The sequence below is a fragment of the uncultured Brevundimonas sp. genome (genome assembly GCF_937870815.1).
In the GTDB taxonomy this organism is placed as follows: domain Bacteria; phylum Pseudomonadota; class Alphaproteobacteria; order Caulobacterales; family Caulobacteraceae; genus Brevundimonas.
This window is the reverse complement of record NZ_CALMZS010000025.1, coordinates 14,966-33,379: the sequence shown is the minus strand read 5'-3', so window position 1 is coordinate 33,379 and position 18,414 is coordinate 14,966. Positions and strand designations below refer to the sequence as shown.

The window sequence follows — 18,414 nt, the reverse complement described above, 5'->3', positions numbered from 1 at the left end:
CGGGCATGGGCGTGCTGACCCTGGCCCTGGGCTGGCTGGTGGCCTTGACCCGCAAGGCGCGGTCGCACGACGAGGACACGATCGATGGCTGACGGCGCGACCCCACAGGCGCCGCTGGGCGCGTCCGTCGACATGTTCGCCGACGACCCGCGCACCGAGCACGCCCGCGCGCTCGACGACCGCAAATTCACCATCAATTTCGGCCCGCAGCACCCGGCCGCCCACGGCGTGCTGCGCCTCGTGCTGGAGCTGGACGGCGAGCTGGTCACCCGGGTCGATCCGCACATCGGCCTGCTGCACCGCGGCACCGAGAAGCTGATGGAGGCGCGCACCTGGCTGCAGAACATCCCCTACCTCGACCGGCTCGACTATGTCGCGCCGATGAACCAGGAGCACGCCTTCTGCCTGGCCATCGAGCGGCTGCTGGGCATGGACGTGCCCTACCGCGGCCAGCTGATCCGGGTGCTGTATTCCGAGATCGGCCGCATCCTGTCGCACCTGCTGAACGTGACCACCCAGGCCATGGACGTCGGCGCCCTGACCCCGCCGCTGTGGGGCTTCGAGGAGCGCGAGAAGCTGATGGTGTTCTACGAGCGCGCCTCGGGGGCCCGTCTGCACGCCAACTATTTCCGCCCCGGCGGCGTCCATCAGGACCTGTCGCCGGACCTGATCGACGACATCGGCCGCTGGTGCCTGGAGTTCCCGGCGGCGCTGTCCGACATTGAATCTCTTGTCACCGAGAACCGCATCTTCAAACAGCGCAACGTCGACATCGGCGTGGTCAGCAAGCAGCAGGCGCTGGACTGGGGCTTCACCGGGGTGATGCTGCGCGGCTCGGACATTCCCTGGGATCTGCGCAAGGCCCAGCCCTACGAATGCTACGCCGATCTCGAGTTCGACATCGCCGTCGGCAAGCACGGCGACTGCTGGGACCGCTACCTGTGCCGCATCGAGGAGATGAAGCAGTCGGTGCGGATCATGGAGCAGTGCATCCACAAGCTGCGCAACTGCCCCGGCGAGCCGGTCATCGCCGAGGACAACAAGATCGTCCCGCCGCGGCGCGGCGAGATGAAGCGGTCGATGGAAGCGATGATCCACCACTTCAAACTCTACACCGAGGGCTTCCGCACCCCCGAGGGCGAGGTCTACGCCGCCGTCGAGGCGCCCAAGGGCGAGTTCGGCGTCTATCTGGTCAGTGACGGAACCAACAAACCCTATCGGGTCAAGATCTCGGCCCCCGGCTTCCGCCACCTGCAGGCCATGGACTGGATGAACCGCGGCCACATGCTGGCGGACGTTTCGGCCATCCTCGGCTCCCTCGACATCGTTTTCGGAGAGGTGGACCGATGAGCGTTCGTCGTCTCGCCAAGGAACAGCTGGCCTCGTTCGTCTTCTCGAAGGCGACCAAGGCGAAATGCGACTGGTGGATCGCCAAATATCCGGCCGACCGCCGCCAGTCGGCGGTGATCCCGATCCTGTGGCTGGTCCAGAAGCAGGAGGGCTGGGTCCCGGAGCCGGCCATCCGCGCCGTCGGCGAACTGCTGGGCATGCCTTACATCCGGGTGCTGGAGGTGGCGACCTTCTACACCATGTTCATGCTCGAGCCGGTCGGCTCGGCCGCCCTGATCCAGGTCTGCGGCACCACGCCCTGCATGCTGCGCGGGGCGGGCGAGCTGATGAAGGTCTGCGAGGACAGGATCGGGCCAAAGGACACGCTCAGCGCCGACGGCCGCTTCACCTGGCAGGAGGTCGAATGCCTCGGCGCCTGCGCCAACGCCCCGATGGCGATGATCAACGACTATTATTTCGAGGACCTGACCGCCGAGAGCATGGCGCGGATTATCGACGACTTCGCCGCCGGCAAGACGCCGAAGCCGGGGTCGCGGGCCGGCCGCCACAGTTCGGAGCCCGAGGGCGGGGCCCTGACCCTGACCGATCCCAAACTCTATGACGGTTCGGCCGCCGAGCCGATCAGCAAGCTGCCCAACAGCGAACCGGTGACGGCGTGACGGCGGTGGCTTCAAATGCTGTCGGAGTGACCATGCTCAAAGAGCCCTCCCCCTCGATGGGGGAGGGTTGGGTGGGGGTGCGCGCGCCATCGTCGCGCCAGGAAGCGCAGTTGGCGCGGCGCCTTTCGCGCCAGCTCCTGAAGCACCGAGCACACACCCCCATCCCCGACCCTTCCCCCATCGAGGGGGAAGGGAGGCTTGAGGGCCGCCCGCGATGACCAAGCCCGACCTGACCAATGACGACAGCAAGGTCACCCGCTACCGCGCCGAACTGCGCGCGGTCGGGCGCAACCAGCGCCTCGCCGGCTTCGCCCTGGTCATCCTCGGCGCCGTCGCCGTCTGGGCGGGCGTCTACGCCGGTCCGGCCGGGCCGGCCGTCCAGTACGTCGGCTACGCCGCCCTCGCCTTCGGCTGGGCCCTGATGCTGGCCGCCATCTTCCTTCGCACCCGCTATCACCGCCGGCGCATGCGGGAGGATCTGTGATGTCGCGTCCGTCGCACACCCGTCAGCAATCGCCGTCACAGTACGCGACCTCACGTCAGGGGGGGCGTCATGGTGGCGGATCGCGGTTCGGGGCGGATTGCGCGCCCCGGTTCCCAGGGGCTCGCGCGGCGGGCGGGGCTGGCGCTGGCCAATCTGATCGGGGCCACGACCATGTCGATCGGCGGAGCCCAGCCGCCGCAACCACCGCAACCGGCGACTGGAGCTCCGGCTCGTCCCGCGCCCGCTTCTCCCAATGCGCCTGAACCAAATGCACCCAGCCCAGCCGAGACCATCCCCACCCGCGATGAGCGTCAAACCCGCCGCGACCGCCGCAGCGCGGTGTCCCGCCCGCGCGGCCAGGGACCGCTCGACGGCCCGCGTCCGGAGGGCGCCCCGATGATCGGCGTTCTCGAAGACAAGGATCGCATCTTCACCAACCTCTACGGCCTCCAGGACTGGGGTCTCGAGGGGGCGAGGAAGCGCGGCGCCTGGAACGCCACGAAGGACATGCTCGACCTCGGGCGCGACTGGATCATCACCAACGTCAAGAACTCGGGCCTGCGCGGCCGCGGCGGGGCCGGCTTCTCGACCGGGCTGAAATGGTCCTTCATGCCGAAAGAGGTGAAGGACCGGCCGCACTATCTGGTCGTCAACGCCGACGAGTCCGAACCCGGCACCGCCAAGGACCGGGAGATCATGCGCCACGATCCGCAGCTGCTGATCGAGGGCTGCCTGATCGCCGGCTTCGCGATGCAGGCGCACGCCTGCTACATCTATCTGCGCGGCGAATATGTGCTGGAGCGCGAGCGCATGGAGGCGGCGGTCAAACAGGCCCATGAGGCCCGGCTGATCGGCAGGAATAACGTCCACGGCTGGGATTTCGACATCCATATCCACCACGGCGCCGGGGCCTATATCTGCGGCGAGGAGACGGCCCTGCTGGAGTCGCTGGAGGGCAAGAAGGGCCAGCCGCGGCTGAAGCCGCCGTTCCCGGCCGGCGCCGGCCTGTACGGCTGCCCGACCACGGTCAACAACGTCGAATCGATCGCGGTCGTCGGCACCATCCTGCGCCGCGGGGCCGACTGGTTCGCCGGCTTCGGCCAGCCGAACAACACCGGCACCAAGCTGATGACCATCAGCGGCCACGTGAACCGGCCGTGCAATGTCGAGGAGGCGATGTCGATCCCGCTGAAGCAGCTGCTGGAACAGCACTGCGGCGGCGTGCGCGGCGGCTGGGACAATCTCAAGGCGGTGATCCCCGGCGGCTCGTCGGTGCCGCTGATCACGCGGGAGATGTCCGAGACCGCCCTGATGGATTTCGACAGCCTGCGCGAGATGCGCTCGGGCCTCGGCACGGCGGCGGTCATCGTCATGGACCAGTCGACCGACCTGGTCCGCGCCATCGCCCGCATCAGCTATTTCTACAAGCACGAGAGCTGCGGCCAGTGCACGCCGTGCCGCGAGGGCACCGGCTGGATGTGGCGGGTGCTGGAGCGGATGGCCGTCGGCGAGGCCGACCCGTCCGAGATCGACCTGCTGCTGGACGTCGCCGGCCAGGTCGAGGGCCACACCATCTGCGCCCTCGGCGACGCCGCCGCCTGGCCGGTGCAGGGGCTGATCCGGCATTTCCGCCACGAGATCGAGGAGCGGATCGCCTCCTACCGCAGCCGGCGCGCGAATTTCGCCGGCCATGCGATCGCGGCGGAGTGACGATGCGCCTGACCGTCGCCCTGATGCTGGCGCCCTTCGCCCTCGCCGCCTGCGGCGAGCGGGCGGAGGAGCCTGCGCCGACGCCGGCCGAGGCGGTGTCCGCCGCGCCCGCCGGGAGCGACGCCGCCCCGGCCGCGCCGAGGGTGCTGGACGCCGCCGACCTGCGCCGCGTCTGCCGCGCCGGGCTGGCCGCCATCCATGGACAGGCGGTCGGCGACATCGCCATCGACGGGCTGGAGGGTCGGGTCGTCAACGCCTCGTGGCGCGCGCCGGTCGACGGCGGCCGCCGCCGGGCCCGGTGCCGGGTCGAGGGCGACCTGATCACCTGGAAGCCCGCCGACGCCGTCAACCCCGATCAGGCCCGCTGGATGAACCGGTCCGGCGACCCGGTGACGCGCTTCGTCCTTGACGGCGGGGCCGTCACCATCAACACGACGCTCCCGGACGGGACGACCGCCACGGAGACGTATTCCCTGGCGGCCGGGCAGGAGGTCCGCTGATGGCTGAAGAACCGGACAATCTCGTCCTTCAGATCCTCCGCCGTGTCGAGGCGCGCGTCGGCGCGGTCGAGGCGAAGGTGGATCGGGTCGGCGAGGAGCTGCACGGCTTCAAGGTCCGCATGACCCATGTGGAAGAGGGGCTGGCGGGCGTGAACCGCCGGCTCGACCGAATTGATGAACGCGTCGAGCGGATCGAGAAGCGTCTCGATCTGGCCGACCACCCCTATGGCGGAGTCCGCGAATAATGCCCGTCGCCAAGGTCAACGGCGTAGACACCGAGTTCGAGCCCGGCATGACCGTGCTCCAGGTCGCCGAGAAGGCCGGCCATGAGATTCCGCGCTTCTGCTACCACGAGCGGCTGTCGATCGCCGGCAACTGCCGCATGTGCCTGGTCGAGGTGAAGCCGGGGCCGCCGAAGCCGCAGGCGAGCTGCGCCCTGCCGGCCGCCGACGGCCAGGAGATCTTCACCGACACGCCGATGGTCAGGAAGGCGCGCGAGGGGGTGATGGAGTTCCTGCTCATCAACCACCCGCTCGATTGCCCGATCTGCGACCAGGGCGGCGAGTGCGACCTGCAGGACCAGGCCATGGCCTACGGCCGCGACGGCTCGCGCTACGCCGAGAACAAGCGCGCCGTCGAAGAAAAGAACATGGGTCCGACGGTCAAGACCTTCATGACCCGGTGCATCCAGTGCACCCGCTGCGTGCGCTTCATCACCGAGGTGGCCGGTGTGCCGGACATCGGCATGATCTCGCGCGGCGAGGACGCCGAGATCACCACCTATCTGGAAAAGAACATCGACAGCGAGCTGTCCGGCAACGTCAACGACCTGTGCCCGGTCGGGGCCCTGACCCACCGGCCGTGGCAGTACCACTATCGCCCGTGGGAGCTGAAGAAGACCGAGTCGATCGACGTCATGGACGCGCTCGGCTCGAACATCCGCGTCGACGCCCGCGGCGCCGAGGTCATGCGCGTGCTGCCGCGCGTGCACGAGGGCATCAACGAGGAGTGGCTGTCGGACATCAGCCGCTACGCCGCCGACGGCCTGCAGCGCCAGCGCCTCGACCGGCCCTATGTGCGCGACAACGGCAGGTTGCGCGCCGCCTCGTGGGAAGAGGCGCTGGGCGTGGTGGCGGACAGGCTGAAGGCCGCCAGGCCGGAGAAGATCGGCGTCGTCGCCGGCGACCTGCAGGACGCGGAATCGATGAAGGCGGCGCTGGACCTGTTCCGGGCGCTGGGCTCGCCCAACACCGACTGCCGCCAGGACGGGTCGGTGCTGGGTTACGGACCGCGCGAGGGGTGGCTGTTCAACTCCGGCCTGCAAGGCCTTGAAAAGGCGGACGCCGTCCTGATCGTCGGGGCCAATCCGCGCACCGAGGCGCCGCTGCTCAACGCCCGCCTGCGCAAGGCCTGGCTGACCGGCGCGATGCGGATCGGCCTGATCGGGCCCAAGCCCGAACTGACCTATGACTACGACTTCCTGGGCTACAGCACCCGCATCCTGACGCGGATGCCCAAGGCGGCGCGAGAGGCGATGGAGCGGGCCGAACGGCCGGCGATCATCCTCGGCGCCGGCGCCCTGACCGGGCATCAGGGGGGCGCCGTGCTCAACGCCGTCGGCCGGCTGGCCGCCAGGGTCGGCGTGATCCGGGACGGCTGGAACGGTTTCAATGTCCTGCACCACGCGGCCGCCCGGGTCGGCGGGCTGGACATGGGCTTCGTGCCCGGCGAGGGCGGCCTGTCGGCCGTCGACATGGTCAGGCAGGGCGCCCTGGACGTGCTGTTCCTGCTGGGCGCGGACGAGATCGACGCCTCGGCGACCGAGGCCTTCAAGGTCTATCTGGGCAGCCACGGCGACCGGGGCGCGCACGGCGCCGACGTCATCCTGCCGGGCGCGGCCTATACCGAGAAGCCGGGCCTCTACGTCAACACCGAGGGCCGGGTGCAGATGGCCGAGCGGGCCGTCTTCCCGAAGGGGCAGGCCAAGGAGGACTGGGCCATCCTGCGGGCGCTGTCGGCGCGGGTCGGCCAGACCCTGCCGTACGACACGCTTGATCAACTTCGTCAGAAGTTGATGACCGACCATCCGACCTTTGGTCGAATTGACTATCTGCCGGCCGCCGCTTCATTCGACGTCGCGGCGCTGGGCCGGAAGGGCGACCTCGACGACGTCGCCTTCCGGTCGGCGGTGCGCGACCCCTATCTCAACAACCCGATCGCGCGGGCCAGCGTGACCATGGCCGAGCTGTCCGCCCTGCGGGTGGCCCCGGTCGCGATGGCGGCGGAGTAGGGGGATGATCGAGAGCGAAGTGCCCGTTCTTTTCTTCGTATTGCTGACCGTCGGCGTTATCGCTGCCCTTGGCGTGTTCGGCTGCGTGTTGCTGCTCATGCGCCGGCTGGGACTGACGATGATCCGCAATGGTTCCGAGTGGAATCTTTCGCCGGAACAGAACGCCTCTCTGCGGAAAGCGCTTTGGGGCGGTAACGCCCATCTGCGCGCCGAAGGCTTGCTCGGCCTCGTCTGGACGGTGCGCTTGATGTTCATTGCTGACGTGGCCGCGGTGATCGGCTGCGGCCTTACCCTTGCCGGGGCCGCCAAATGAGTTTCTGGACCACACCCCTCGGCTGGACCCTCGCCACCGCCGGCGGCATCCTGCTGGTCACCGTCGGCATCCTGATCTCGCTGGCCTTCCTGCTGCTGGCCGACCGCAAGATCTGGGCCGGTGTGCAGATGCGCAAAGGGCCCAATGTGGTCGGGCCGTTCGGCCTGCTGCAGTCGTTCGCCGACTTTTTCAAATTCGTCCTGAAGGAGATCGTCGTCCCGGCCGGCGCCGACAAGATCGTCTTCCTGCTGGCCCCGCTGCTGACCTTCGTGCTGGCCTTCATCGCCTGGGCGGCGATCCCGTTCGCCCCGGGCTGGGTCGTCTCCGACCTCAACGTCGGCATCCTCTACATCTTCGCCATCAGCTCGCTGGGCGTCTACGGCATCATCATGGGCGGCTGGGCCTCGAACTCGAAATATCCGTTCCTGGGATCGCTGCGCAGCGCGGCGCAGATGGTGTCCTATGAGGTCTCCATCGGCCTGGTGATCATCAACGTCATCCTGCTGGCCGGCACCATGAACCTGACCCAGATCGTCACCCGGCAGGGCGGCTGGTTCTGGAACTGGTTCGCCTTCGGCGGCGGCCTGGACACCCTGCCGACCATCGTGGCGATGTTCCCGATGGCGATCATCTTCTTTGTCTCGGCCCTGGCCGAGACCAACCGCCCGCCGTTCGACCTGCCCGAGGCCGAGTCCGAGCTCGTGGCCGGCTACCAGGTCGAATACAGCTCGACGCCCTACCTGCTGTTCATGATCGGCGAATACGCCAACATCGTCTTCATGTGCGCCATGATCAGTCTGCTGTTCTTCGGCGGCTGGAATCCGGGCTTCCCGACCGACTTCCTCGCGGACTGGCCGGAGTTCCTGGCCAACCTGTTCTACTTCCTGGTCTTCTTCACCAAGATCATCTTCTGGTTCGCCATGATCGCCATGGTGAAGGCCTTCGTGCCCCGCTATCGCTACGACCAGCTGATGCGGCTGGGCTGGAAGATCTTCCTGCCGACCTCGCTGGTGGCCGTGGTCGTGGTCGCGGCCTGGCGGGTGTTCGGAGCGGGCGCATGAGCCGGCTCCTGACCCTGATCGTGCTGGGCGCCGCCGCCTCGGCCGCCGCCTGCACCCTCCCGACCTACGAGGCCGAGCCGGTCTCGGTCTATCAGTGGGAGCGGCGCCAGCAGGCCATCGAGCGACGGCAGGCCGAACGCGAGCGCCTGTGCCGGATCACCGGGGATGAGGATCCGCGCAAGGAAGAATTGTGCCGCGGCGTCGAAAGAGAGAACGACTGATGCTGACCCGTCTCGTCCAGGCCGCGAAGGGCGCGATGCTGATCGACGTGATCGGCGCCGTCGGCCTGTCGCTGAAATACATGGCCCGGCCCAAGGCCACGGTGAACTATCCGTTCGAGCGCAATCCGCAGTCGCCGCGCTTCAGGGGCGAACACGCCCTGCGCCGCTATCCGAACGGCGAGGAGCGCTGCATCGCCTGCAAGCTGTGCGAGGCCATCTGCCCGGCCCAGGCCATCACCATCGAGGCCGAGCCGCGCGCCGACGGCAGCCGTCGAACGACCCGCTACGACATCGACATGGTCAAATGCATCTACTGCGGCCTGTGCGCCGAGGCCTGCCCGGTGGACGCCATCGTCGAGGGGCCGAACTCGGAATTCACCGTCGAGACCCGGGAAGAGCTGCTCTACGACAAGGAAAAACTGCTTTCGAACGGCGACCGCTGGGAGCGGTTGATCGCGAAGAATCTGGAACTCGACGCGCCTTACCGTTAAGGCGCAACCGCTGAACGGGCAGGGCGATTCCGCACGGGGTCGCCGCCCATAACCGAAAGGGGCGCAGGCCTCAGATGTTGACAGGACTCGCCTTCTACCTGCTGGCGGCGGTGGCCGTGGTCGGCGGCCTGATGGTCGTCACCGCGAAGAACCCCGTGCACAGCGTGCTGTGGCTGATCCTGACCTTCTTCTCGTCGGCGGGACTGTTCGTGCTGCTCGGCGCGGAATTCCTGGCGATGCTGCTGGTGGTGGTCTACGTCGGCGCGGTCGCCGTGCTGTTCCTGTTCGTGGTGATGATGCTGGACGTCGACTTCGTCCGGCTGCGCGAGGGCTATGCCCGCTACCTGCCGCTGGCGGCGATCGTGGCCGGGGTGCTGCTGGCCGAGATGATCATGATCTCGCTGGTCGTGGTCCAGGGCGGGGCCGCCGCCGACGCCGTCGCCCCGGCCGCGCCCACGGCCGAGGCCACCAACGCCGAGGCCATCGGGCGGGTGCTCTACACCGACTATGTCTACATCTTCCAGGCGGCGGGGATCGTGCTGCTGATCGCCATGATCGGGGCCATCGTCCTGACCCTGCGCCACAAGCCCAACATCAAACGCCAGAAGGCCCACGACCAGGTCAACCGGGCCCGCAAGACCGCCGTCGAGGTCAAGGGCGCGGCCACCGGCGCCGGCGTGTCCGCGGAGGACCTGATCTGATGGAAGTCACGCTCCAGCACTATCTGGCGGTCGGCGCCATCCTGTTCACCATCGGCGTCTTCGGCATCTTCGTGAACCGCAAGAACGTCATCATCATCCTGATGTCGATCGAGATGATCCTGCTGGCGGTGAACATCAATTTCGTCGCCTTCTCGGCCTATCTGAATGACGTCTCCGGCCAGGTCATGGCCATGTTCGTGCTGACCGTGGCCGCGGCCGAGGCCGCCGTCGGCCTGGCCATCCTGGTGACCTTCTTCCGCAATCGCGGCGATATCGCCGTGGATGACGCCTCGGTGATGAAGGGCTGATCGTGAACCTCGAGCTTCTCGTCACCCTCGGCGTCTTCGCCCCGCTGTTCGGCGCGGCGGTCGTCGGCCTGTCCGGCCGCCGGCTCGGCGACCTGCTGTCCAAGTCCATCACCACCGGCCTGCTGTTCTTCTCCTGCGCCGTCGCCTGGATCGTCTTCAGCCAGTGGACCTGGAGCCATCTGGAGCCGTTCACGGTGCAGATCGCGCCGTTCATCCACGTCGGCGACTTCCAGTCGAACTGGTCGATCCGCATCGACGCCCTGTCGGCGGTGATGCTGGTCGTGGTCACCACGGTGTCGTCGCTGGTCCACCTCTACAGCTGGGGCTACATGGCCGAGGACCCGGACAAGCCGCGGTTCTTCGCCTATCTGTCGCTGTTCACCTTCGCCATGCTGGCGCTGGTCACCGCCGCTGACTTCATGCAGCTGTTCTTCGGCTGGGAAGGGGTGGGGCTGGCCTCCTATCTGCTGATCGGCTTCTGGTACAAGAAGGCCACCGCCTCGGCCGCGGCCATCAAGGCCTTCGTGGTCAACCGGGTCGGCGACTTCGGCTTCGCCCTGGGCATCTTCACCGTGTTCTGGATGTTCGGCACCATCGAGTTCGCCGAACTGTTCCCGATGATCGCCGCGCGCGAGGGTACGGGCTGGGAGTTCCTCGGCCACACCTGGTCGGCGCTCGATCTCGCCGGGGTGCTGCTGTTCATCGGCGCCATGGGCAAGTCGGCCCAGTTCTTCCTGCACACCTGGCTGCCCGACGCCATGGAGGGCCCGACCCCGGTGTCGGCCCTGATCCATGCCGCGACCATGGTCACGGCCGGCGTCTACATGGTCTGCCTGCTGTCGCCGATCTACGAGTACGCCCCGACCGCCTCGGCCTTCATCGCCCTGACCGGGGCGGTGACGGCCCTGTTCGCCGCCACCGTCGGCCTGGCCCAGAACGACATCAAGCGGGTCATCGCCTATTCGACCTGTTCGCAGCTCGGCTACATGTTCTTCGCCGCGGGCGTGGGCGCCTATGAGGCGGCCATGTTCCACCTGTTCACCCACGCCTTCTTCAAGGCCCTGCTGTTCCTCGGCGCCGGCTCGGTGATCCACGGCATGCACCACGAGCAGGACATGCGGCGGATGGGCGGGCTGTGGCGCCTTATGCCCATTAGCTATGCGGTGATGATGATCGGCACCATCGCCATCACCGGCCTCGGCATCCCGGGGATCGGCGGCTTCGCCGGCTTCTACTCCAAGGACATCGTCATCGAGAGCGCCTTCGCGGCGGCCGCGAGCAACCACTCGCCGATGGGCCTGTTCGCCTTCCTCGTCGGCATCCTCGCCGCCGGACTGACCGCCTACTATTCATGGCGGCTGATCTTCATGACCTTCCACAACAGGCCTGTGTGGAAGGAGGAGGGGGCCCACCACGCCGACGACCATGCCTCGGCCGCCCAGCTTGAGACCCATTCGGAGCCGCTGGCGGACGATCACGCGCATGACGACCCCCAACACCATGGCCCGCTGAAGCCGCACGAGAGCCCCTGGGTGATGATCGTGCCGCTGCTGCTGCTTTCGATCGGCGCGATCGCCGCCGGCTTCCTGTTCGAGCCGTTCTTCACCGGCCATCACGAGGGCGAGTTCTGGCGCGGGGCCATCTTCAACGGTCCGGCCAACCAGATCCTGCATGACGCCCACGGCGTGCCGGCCTGGGTGGTCTGGTCGCCGCTGGTGCTGACCCTGATCGGGACCTTCGCCGCCTTCTGGCTCTATGTGCTGAAGGAAGGCATGGCCCGGCGCATGGCCGAGCGCGGCGGCGTGGTGCACGGCTTCCTCTACAACAAGTGGTATTTCGACGAGATCTACGACTTCGTCTTCGTCAGGGGCGCGAAGGCGGTCGGCGACCTGTTCTGGAAGGTCGGCGACGTGAGGATCATCGATGGCCTGGGTCCCAACGGCGCGGCCTGGGCGGCGCTGAAATCCGCGGCCCGACTGGGCAAGCTGCAGTCCGGCTACGTCTACCACTATGCGTTCGTGATGCTGCTCGGCGTGGCCGGTTTCCTCGCCTACGCCATCTATGCGTGGGGAGCCTGATCTTGCCCCAGATCCCCTTCATCCTGAGCGTCGTCACCTTCCTGCCGCTGGTCGGCGCGGGCCTGATCCTGCTCGCCCGCCTGCTGGGCAGGGGCGAGGCCGCCGGCGCGGCGCGCTGGATCGCCCTGGTCACCACGCTGGCGACCCTGGCCGTCTCGGGCGTGCTGGTCGCGGGCTTCGACGCCTCGAGCCCGGCCTATCAATTCGTCGAGCGCTATGTCTGGTTCGCGGGCGCGGAATACCACATGGGCGTGGACGGGATTTCGATCCTGTTCGTGCTGCTGACCGCCTTCCTGATGCCGCTGTGCATCCTCGCCAGCTGGACCACGATCAAGGACCGGGTGGTCGACTACATGATCGCCTTCCTGGTGCTGGAGACGCTGTGCATCGGCGTGTTCACGGCGCTGGATCTGTTCCTGTTCTACATCTTCTTCGAAGGCACCCTGGTGCCGATGTTCATCATCATCGGGGTGTGGGGCGGGGCGAACCGCATCTACGCGGCCTACAAATTCTTCCTCTACACCCTGCTTGGGTCGGTCCTGATGCTGCTGGCCATGCTGTGGATGGCGGCCGAGACCGGCACCACCAGCATTCCGACGCTCAAGGAATACGCCTTCTCCGCCGAGGCGCAGCCGCTGCTCTGGCTGGCCTTCTTCGCCTCGTTCGCGGTCAAGATGCCGATGTGGCCGGTGCATACCTGGCTTCCGGACGCCCACGTCCAGGCGCCGACGGCGGGTTCGGTCATCCTCGCGGGCATCCTGCTGAAGCTGGGCGGCTACGGCTTCCTGCTGTTCAACCTGCCGATGTTCCCCCTGGCGTCCGAGATGTTCGCGCCGCTGGTCTTCGGCCTGTCGGCCATCGCCATCGTCTACACCTCGCTGGTCGCCTTCCGGCAGACCGACATGAAGAAGCTGATCGCCTATTCGTCGGTGGCGCACATGGGCTTCGTGACCATGGGCGTCTTCGCCGGCAACGACCAGGGCGTGCAGGGGGCGGTGTTCCAGATGCTGAGCCACGGCCTGATCTCGGGCGCGCTGTTCCTCTGCGTCGGCGTGGTCTACGACCGCATGCACACCCGCGAGATCGCCCTCTACGGCGGCCTGACCGCGCGGATGCCCTGGTTCGCGGCCATCTTCATGCTGTTCACCATGGCCAATGTCGGCCTGCCGGGCACCTCGGGCTTCATCGGCGAGATCCTGACCATGACCGGCGTCTACCAGGTCTCGACCTGGACGGCCCTGTTCGCAGCCTCGGGGGTGATCTTCTCGGCGGTCTACGCCCTGACGCTGTATCGGAACGTCATGTTCGGCGAGATCACCAATCCGGCCATGAAGGCCATCACCGACGTCGACCGGCGCGAGCTGCTGATCTTCGTCCCGCTGATCCTCGGCACGATCTGGCTGGGCGTGCAGCCCGGCCTGGTGCTGGACTACACCGCCGCCTCGGTCGAGGCCCTGACCTCCGCCTATCAACTTGCGATCGGCGGGTGAGACCATGATGCCCGATCTGATCTCCGCCCTTCACCTTTCGGCCCCGGAAGCCGCGCTCGCGCTCGGCGGCCTCGTGCTGCTGATGATCGGCGCCTTCGCCGGCGAGAGGAGCGCGCGCCTCGTCTCCGTCCTGTCGGTGCTGTTGCTGGTCGCCGCCGCCGCCCTGGCCGTCACCGGCCCGCTCGGCCGCGCCTTCGGCGGCGCCTATGTGGCCGATCCGCTGGCCGTCTACGGCAAGGCGCTGATCTTCCTGTCCAGCGCCGTGGCCATCGTGCTCGGCGACGGCTGGATGAAGCGTGCCCGCATCGCCCGCTTCGAATATCCCATCCTGATCGTGCTGGCCTCGGCCGGCATGGGGATGATGGCGTCGTCGGGCGACCTGATCTCGCTCTATGTCGGCATCGAGCTGCATTCCCTGGCCCTCTATGTGCTGGCCGCCTTCCACCGCGACGACCTCAAGGCGTCCGAGGCGGGCCTGAAATATTTCGTGCTCGGGGCCCTGTCGTCCGGCCTGCTGCTCTACGGCGCCAGCCTGATCTATGGCTTCACCGGCTCGATGCGGTTCGACGAGATCGCCGCCTACGCCGCGGCCAGTCCGTCGCCGGGCCTGATCTTCGGCCTGGTCTTCCTGATCTGCGGCCTGGCCTTCAAGGTGTCCGCGGCGCCCTTCCACATGTGGACGCCCGACGTCTACGAGGGCGCGCCGACGCCGGTCGTGGCCCTGTTCGCCACCGCCCCCAAGGTCGCGGCCATGGTGCTGATCGCCCGCACCCTGGAAGGCGCCTTCGCCGGCTCGCACGACCAGTGGGCCCAGGTGCTGATCCTGATCTCGCTGATCTCCTTCGCGGTCGGGGCCTTCGGCGGCCTGGTGCAGAAGGATCTGCAGCGGCTGCTGGCCTATTCGTCGATCGCCAACATCGGCTACGCCCTGCTCGGCATCGCCGCCGGCACGACGCTGGGCGTCCAGGCCATGCTGCTGTTCATGACCCTGTACGTCGTCGACCAGTTCGGCTTCTTCGCCGTCATCCTGTCGCTGGGCCGCAATGGCCGTCCCATCCGCCGCATCCAGGATTTCGCCGGCCTGCGCAGGGACCGGCCGGTGACGGCGCTGGCCCTGACCGTGCTGTCGCTGTCGGTGCTGGGCATGCCGCCGCTGTCCGGCTTCTGGGGCAAGTGGGCGGTGTTCGGCGCGGCCGCCGACGCGGGCTACTGGATGGCGGGCGCCGCCGGCCTCGTCGCCTCGGTCGTGGCCGGCTTCTACTATCTGCGCATCATCAAGCTGATGTGGTTCGATCCGGCCCCGGAGGGCGTCGAAGCGATCGACCGCTCGCCGGTGGAGGCGAAGACCGTCGCCGTCGCCGCGGCCCTGTTCTCCTTCCCGCTGGTGATGATCGCCCTGACCTGGCTGGAGCCCTTCGCGCGGGCGGCGGCGGTCGGCTACGGGGCGGGCTGACGGTGGCTTCGGCCGCGCCCGTCCTGCTGCTCGACCAGACCGACTCCACCAATGCGGAGGCCCGTCGTCGGGCCGAGGCCGGCGAGACCGGGCCGCTGTGGATCGTCGCCCGCCGCCAGAGCGCCGGCCGCGGCCGGCGCGGCCGGGCCTGGGAAGGCGACGCCGGCAACCTGTTCGCCACCCTGCTGACGACCACCCGCCGGCCGCCGGCCGAGGCGGCGCAGGTGACATTCGTGGCGGCGCTGGCTGTGGCCGACCTGCTGGACGCCTTCGCGCCGCCGTCGCTGGTGAGCATCAAATGGCCCAATGACGTGATGCTGGCCGGCGACAAGGCGGCCGGGGTGCTGGTCGAGTCCGGGGGCCATCCGGGCGGCGGCCTGTGGCTGGCGGTCGGCGTCGGCGTCAACCTGGCCCACGCCCCCGAAGGCATGGAACGCCCGGCCGCGGCCCTGGCGCAGCACCTCGCCGCCGGGGTCGCCGCCGTCCCCGGCGTCGAGGCGGCGGCGCGCCGCCTGGCCGAGGCCTTCGCCGTCTGGCTGGAGCGCTGGGAGCGGCTCGGCTTCGAGCCGGTGCTCGACGCCTGGCGGGCCCGGGCCGCCGGACTCCACGGGCCGGCGACGGCGCGGCTGGGCCATGAGACGGTCGAGGGCCGGGCCGAGGGGGTGACCCCGGACGGGGCGCTGAAACTCAGGCTGGCGGACGGCCGCCTGCGGCTGATCTCGGCCGGCGACGTATTCTTCGGGGAGGCGGGCTGATGCTACTGGCCATCGAGCAGGGCAACACCAACACGCTGTTCGCGATCCACGACGGGGCCCGGTGGTCGGCCCAGTGGCGCACGGCCACCGAGGCCAGCCGCACGGCCGACGAATACGCGGTCTGGCTGAGCCAGCTGCTGTCCATGCGCGGCCTGTCGATCGGCCAGCTGGACGGCTGCATCATATCCAGCGTGGTGCCGCAGTCGATCTTCAACCTGCGCAACCTGTCGCGCCGCTATCTCAACGTCGAGCCCCTGGTCATCGGCGACAATGTCGACCTCGGCATCGCGGTCCGCATCCTCAAGCCGAGCGAGGCCGGCGCCGACCGGCTGGTCAACGCCATCGGCGCCCATCTCGCCTATCCCGGCGACCTGATCATCGTCGACAGCGGCACGGCCACCACCTTCGACGTGGTCGCCGCCGACGGGGCCTTCGAGGGCGGCGCCATCGCCCCCGGCATCAACCTCAGCCTGCAGGCCCTGCACGAGGCGGCGGCGATGCTGCCGCGCATCGCCATCCAGCGGCCAGAGCGGGTGATCGGCAGGGACACCGTCACCAACATGCAATCCGGCGTCTTCTGGGGCTATGTCGCCCTGATCGAGGGGCTGGTGGCGCGCATCAAGGCGGAGTGGGGCAAGCCCATGACCGTCATCGGAACCGGCGGCGTCGCCTCGCTGTTCGAGGGCGCGACCGATTCCATCGACCGGTTCGATCCGGACCTGACCATCCGCGGCCTCCTCGAAATCTGGCGGCGGAACACCCACATCAAGGGCGCATGAAAAAATCAACCAGCGACGAACTCGTCTTCCTGCCGCTCGGCGGGTCGGGCGAGATCGGTATGAACCTCAATCTCTACGGCTACGGGCCGGAGAACGACCGCCAGTGGATCGTCGTCGACGTCGGCGTGACCTTCGGCGACCTGTCGACCCCCGGCGTCGACGTGATCGTGCCGGATCCCGCCTTTCTCGAGGGCGAGACCATCCGCGGCATCGTCCTGACCCACGCGCACGAGGACCACATCGGCGCGCTCGGATGGCTGTGGCCGCGCATGAAGGCGCCGCTCTACGCCACCCCGTTCACCGCCTTCCTGATCCGCGAGAAGCTGCGCGAGGCGGGCATCCTCGACCAGGTCGAGATCATCGAGACGCCGCTGGGCGGCACGATCGACGTCGGACCGTTCACGGTCGACTTCATCACCATGACCCATTCGATCGCCGAGCCGAACGGCCTGGCCATCCGCACGCCGCTGGGCACGGTGCTGCACACCGGCGACTGGAAGATCGACGACGACCCGATCATCGGCGGCGTCACCGATTCCGGGGCCATCTCACGCCTCGGCGACGAGGGCGTGCTGGCCATGGTCTGCGATTCGACCAACGTCTTCGTCGACGGCGTGGCCGGCTCCGAGGGCACGGTGCGCGACGCCCTGGCCGAGCTGATCGGCGGTCTGAAGGGCCGGATCGCGGTCGGCTGTTTCGCCTCGAACGTGGCGCGGATGGACAGCGTCATCCGCGCCGCCGAGGCGGCCGGGCGGCGCGTGTCGCTGGCCGGACGGTCGATGCACCGCATCACCTCGGCGGCCAAACATGTCGGCATGATGCAGGACCTCAAGCCCTTCCTGTCGGAACAGGAGGCCCGCGTCTGGCCGGCCGACGAGATCCTGTACCTGTGCACCGGCAGCCAGGGCGAGCCGCGCGCCGCCCTGTCGCGGGTGGCCGAGGGCACCCACCCGTACATCAAGCTGAGCCGCGGCGATCATTGCATCTTCTCGTCACGGGTGATCCCGGGCAACGAGCTGTCGATCGGCCGTCTGCAGGACAGGCTGACCGACCGCGGCGTGCGCATCTACACGGAGAAGGACCATCCCGGCATCCACGTCTCCGGCCACCCCTGCCGCGAGGAACTGCGCCAGATGTACGCCTGGGCCCGGCCGAGGATCGCCGTCCCGACCCACGGCATGCGCCGCCACCTGGCCGAGCACGCCAACCTGGCCAGGGACATCGGCGTGCCCGAGACGGTGACGCCGCGCAACGGCGACATGGTCCGGCTCGCCCCCGGGCCCGCCGCCATCATCGACGAGGTGCCGAGCGGCCGGCTCTATGTCGACGGCGGCCGGCTGGTCACCGAACAGGGCGAGGCCCTGCACGAGCGCCGCCACGCCTCGACCAACGGGGTGCTGATCGTCAGCTTCGCCATGGACCGGCGCGGCAGGATCGTCAGCGACATCGACGTGCGCGCCATCGGCCTGCCGGGCGACGAGGAAGCGCCGCTGGGCGAGGCCCTCGACGACCTGGCCGAACGCGCCGAGGCGGCGGTGATGAAGCTGAAGGGCGAGGCGCTGAACGACGAACTGGTCATCGAACAGGCCGTCTCGCGCGCGCTCAAGAAGGCCAGCCAGCAGATCTGGGACCGGCGGCCGATCGTCGAGACCATCGTCCTGAGGCTGTGATCCGGCTCGCCCGTCGTCCCCGGCCCGGAGCCGGGAACGACGGCGCCCGGGGGCACGGAATCCCGCCTGGCCCTTTGAACCCGGCGCGCGCCTTCCTATAA

19 protein-coding genes are annotated in these 18,414 nt (G+C 68.4%); all 19 read left to right on the top strand.

Annotated elements, in window-relative coordinates:
• Positions 1–84: 84 nt before the first annotated feature.
• A complete protein-coding gene (locus tag Q0588_RS01925) occupies positions 85–1,350 on the top strand; it encodes an NADH-quinone oxidoreductase subunit D (RefSeq protein WP_298743251.1) in 1,266 nt (421 codons plus the stop codon).
• A complete protein-coding gene (gene nuoE / locus Q0588_RS01920) occupies positions 1,347–2,009 on the top strand; it encodes an NADH-quinone oxidoreductase subunit NuoE (RefSeq protein ID WP_298743249.1) in 663 nt (220 codons plus the stop codon). The genes Q0588_RS01925 and nuoE overlap by 4 nt, the downstream gene beginning before the upstream one ends.
• A 214-nt stretch (positions 2,010–2,223) precedes the next feature.
• Positions 2,224–2,493 (top strand): hypothetical protein, encoded by a 270-nt coding sequence (locus Q0588_RS01915; RefSeq protein ID WP_298743247.1) that lies wholly within the window; start codon positions 2,224–2,226, stop codon positions 2,491–2,493.
• 396 nt (positions 2,494–2,889) lie between these two features.
• Positions 2,890–4,203, top strand: a complete 1,314-nt coding sequence (gene nuoF / locus Q0588_RS01910) for an NADH-quinone oxidoreductase subunit NuoF (protein WP_298743245.1) — start codon at positions 2,890–2,892, stop codon at positions 4,201–4,203.
• 2 nt (positions 4,204–4,205) lie between these two features.
• Complete coding sequence (locus Q0588_RS01905) at positions 4,206–4,703, top strand: hypothetical protein (RefSeq protein ID WP_298743244.1); 498 nt, start codon at positions 4,206–4,208, stop codon at positions 4,701–4,703.
• A complete protein-coding gene (locus Q0588_RS01900) occupies positions 4,703–4,948 on the top strand; it encodes a hypothetical protein (protein WP_298743242.1) in 246 nt (81 codons plus the stop codon). Before Q0588_RS01905 ends, Q0588_RS01900 begins: the two co-directional genes overlap by 1 nt.
• Positions 4,948–6,993: an NADH-quinone oxidoreductase subunit NuoG gene (gene nuoG, locus Q0588_RS01895; protein WP_298743240.1), complete on the top strand. Its 2,046-nt coding sequence runs from the start codon at positions 4,948–4,950 to the stop codon at positions 6,991–6,993. The genes Q0588_RS01900 and nuoG overlap by 1 nt, the downstream gene beginning before the upstream one ends.
• Positions 6,994–6,997: 4 nt before the next feature.
• Positions 6,998–7,306 (top strand): hypothetical protein, encoded by a 309-nt coding sequence (locus tag Q0588_RS01890; RefSeq protein WP_298743238.1) that lies wholly within the window; start codon positions 6,998–7,000, stop codon positions 7,304–7,306.
• Complete coding sequence (gene nuoH / locus Q0588_RS01885) at positions 7,303–8,367, top strand: NADH-quinone oxidoreductase subunit NuoH (RefSeq protein WP_298743236.1); 1,065 nt, start codon at positions 7,303–7,305, stop codon at positions 8,365–8,367. The genes Q0588_RS01890 and nuoH overlap by 4 nt, the downstream gene beginning before the upstream one ends.
• Positions 8,364–8,588: a hypothetical protein gene (locus Q0588_RS01880; RefSeq protein WP_298743234.1), complete on the top strand. Its 225-nt coding sequence runs from the start codon at positions 8,364–8,366 to the stop codon at positions 8,586–8,588. Before nuoH ends, Q0588_RS01880 begins: the two co-directional genes overlap by 4 nt.
• Complete coding sequence (nuoI, locus tag Q0588_RS01875) at positions 8,588–9,079, top strand: NADH-quinone oxidoreductase subunit NuoI (protein ID WP_298743233.1); 492 nt, start codon at positions 8,588–8,590, stop codon at positions 9,077–9,079. The genes Q0588_RS01880 and nuoI overlap by 1 nt, the downstream gene beginning before the upstream one ends.
• A gap of 74 nt (positions 9,080–9,153) precedes the next feature.
• A complete protein-coding gene (locus Q0588_RS01870) occupies positions 9,154–9,780 on the top strand; it encodes an NADH-quinone oxidoreductase subunit J (RefSeq protein ID WP_298743232.1) in 627 nt (208 codons plus the stop codon).
• The gene (gene nuoK / locus Q0588_RS01865) at positions 9,780–10,088 is read left to right on the top strand and encodes an NADH-quinone oxidoreductase subunit NuoK (protein ID WP_298743231.1); all 309 of its coding nucleotides are present in this window, start codon (positions 9,780–9,782) and stop codon (positions 10,086–10,088) included. The genes Q0588_RS01870 and nuoK overlap by 1 nt, the downstream gene beginning before the upstream one ends.
• Before the next feature lie 2 nt (positions 10,089–10,090).
• Positions 10,091–12,166 (top strand): NADH-quinone oxidoreductase subunit L, encoded by a 2,076-nt coding sequence (nuoL, locus tag Q0588_RS01860; RefSeq protein ID WP_298743230.1) that lies wholly within the window; start codon positions 10,091–10,093, stop codon positions 12,164–12,166.
• A gap of 11 nt (positions 12,167–12,177) precedes the next feature.
• Positions 12,178–13,656, top strand: a complete 1,479-nt coding sequence (locus Q0588_RS01855; RefSeq protein ID WP_298743256.1) for an NADH-quinone oxidoreductase subunit M — start codon at positions 12,178–12,180, stop codon at positions 13,654–13,656.
• Positions 13,657–13,663: 7 nt separating this feature from the next.
• The gene (nuoN, locus tag Q0588_RS01850) at positions 13,664–15,109 is read left to right on the top strand and encodes an NADH-quinone oxidoreductase subunit NuoN (protein ID WP_298743229.1); all 1,446 of its coding nucleotides are present in this window, start codon (positions 13,664–13,666) and stop codon (positions 15,107–15,109) included.
• The gene (locus tag Q0588_RS01845; RefSeq protein WP_298743255.1) at positions 15,106–15,864 is read left to right on the top strand and encodes a biotin--[acetyl-CoA-carboxylase] ligase; all 759 of its coding nucleotides are present in this window, start codon (positions 15,106–15,108) and stop codon (positions 15,862–15,864) included. Before nuoN ends, Q0588_RS01845 begins: the two co-directional genes overlap by 4 nt.
• Positions 15,861–16,643, top strand: coding sequence for a type III pantothenate kinase (locus tag Q0588_RS01840; RefSeq protein WP_298743253.1), 783 nt, complete (start codon positions 15,861–15,863; stop codon positions 16,641–16,643). The genes Q0588_RS01845 and Q0588_RS01840 overlap by 4 nt, the downstream gene beginning before the upstream one ends.
• A complete protein-coding gene (locus Q0588_RS01835; RefSeq protein ID WP_298743228.1) occupies positions 16,640–18,313 on the top strand; it encodes a ribonuclease J in 1,674 nt (557 codons plus the stop codon). The genes Q0588_RS01840 and Q0588_RS01835 overlap by 4 nt, the downstream gene beginning before the upstream one ends.
• Positions 18,314–18,414 lie beyond the last annotated feature (101 nt).

Excerpts from the sequence above, each read along its gene's own strand:
- nuoK (WP_298743231.1), top strand. The coding sequence starts at position 9,780 with ATGGAAGTCACGCTCCAGCACTATCTGGCGGTCGGCGCCATCCTGTTC.
- nuoN (WP_298743229.1), top strand. The coding sequence starts at position 13,664 with ATGCCCGATCTGATCTCCGCCCTTCACCTTTCGGCCCCGGAAGCCGCG.
- nuoF (WP_298743245.1), top strand. The coding sequence starts at position 2,890 with ATGATCGGCGTTCTCGAAGACAAGGATCGCATCTTCACCAACCTCTAC.
- Q0588_RS01905 (WP_298743244.1), top strand. The coding sequence starts at position 4,206 with ATGCGCCTGACCGTCGCCCTGATGCTGGCGCCCTTCGCCCTCGCCGCC.
- Q0588_RS01880 (WP_298743234.1), top strand. The coding sequence starts at position 8,364 with ATGAGCCGGCTCCTGACCCTGATCGTGCTGGGCGCCGCCGCCTCGGCC.
- Q0588_RS01835 (WP_298743228.1), top strand. The coding sequence starts at position 16,640 with ATGAAAAAATCAACCAGCGACGAACTCGTCTTCCTGCCGCTCGGCGGG.
- Q0588_RS01890 (WP_298743238.1), top strand. The coding sequence starts at position 6,998 with ATGATCGAGAGCGAAGTGCCCGTTCTTTTCTTCGTATTGCTGACCGTC.
- nuoG (WP_298743240.1), top strand. The coding sequence starts at position 4,948 with ATGCCCGTCGCCAAGGTCAACGGCGTAGACACCGAGTTCGAGCCCGGC.
- Q0588_RS01925 (WP_298743251.1), top strand. The coding sequence starts at position 85 with ATGGCTGACGGCGCGACCCCACAGGCGCCGCTGGGCGCGTCCGTCGAC.
- Q0588_RS01915 (WP_298743247.1), top strand. The coding sequence starts at position 2,224 with ATGACCAAGCCCGACCTGACCAATGACGACAGCAAGGTCACCCGCTAC.
- nuoI (WP_298743233.1), top strand. The coding sequence starts at position 8,588 with ATGCTGACCCGTCTCGTCCAGGCCGCGAAGGGCGCGATGCTGATCGAC.
- nuoH (WP_298743236.1), top strand. The coding sequence starts at position 7,303 with ATGAGTTTCTGGACCACACCCCTCGGCTGGACCCTCGCCACCGCCGGC.
- nuoE (WP_298743249.1), top strand. The coding sequence starts at position 1,347 with ATGAGCGTTCGTCGTCTCGCCAAGGAACAGCTGGCCTCGTTCGTCTTC.
- Q0588_RS01900 (WP_298743242.1), top strand. The coding sequence starts at position 4,703 with ATGGCTGAAGAACCGGACAATCTCGTCCTTCAGATCCTCCGCCGTGTC.
- Q0588_RS01870 (WP_298743232.1), top strand. The coding sequence starts at position 9,154 with ATGTTGACAGGACTCGCCTTCTACCTGCTGGCGGCGGTGGCCGTGGTC.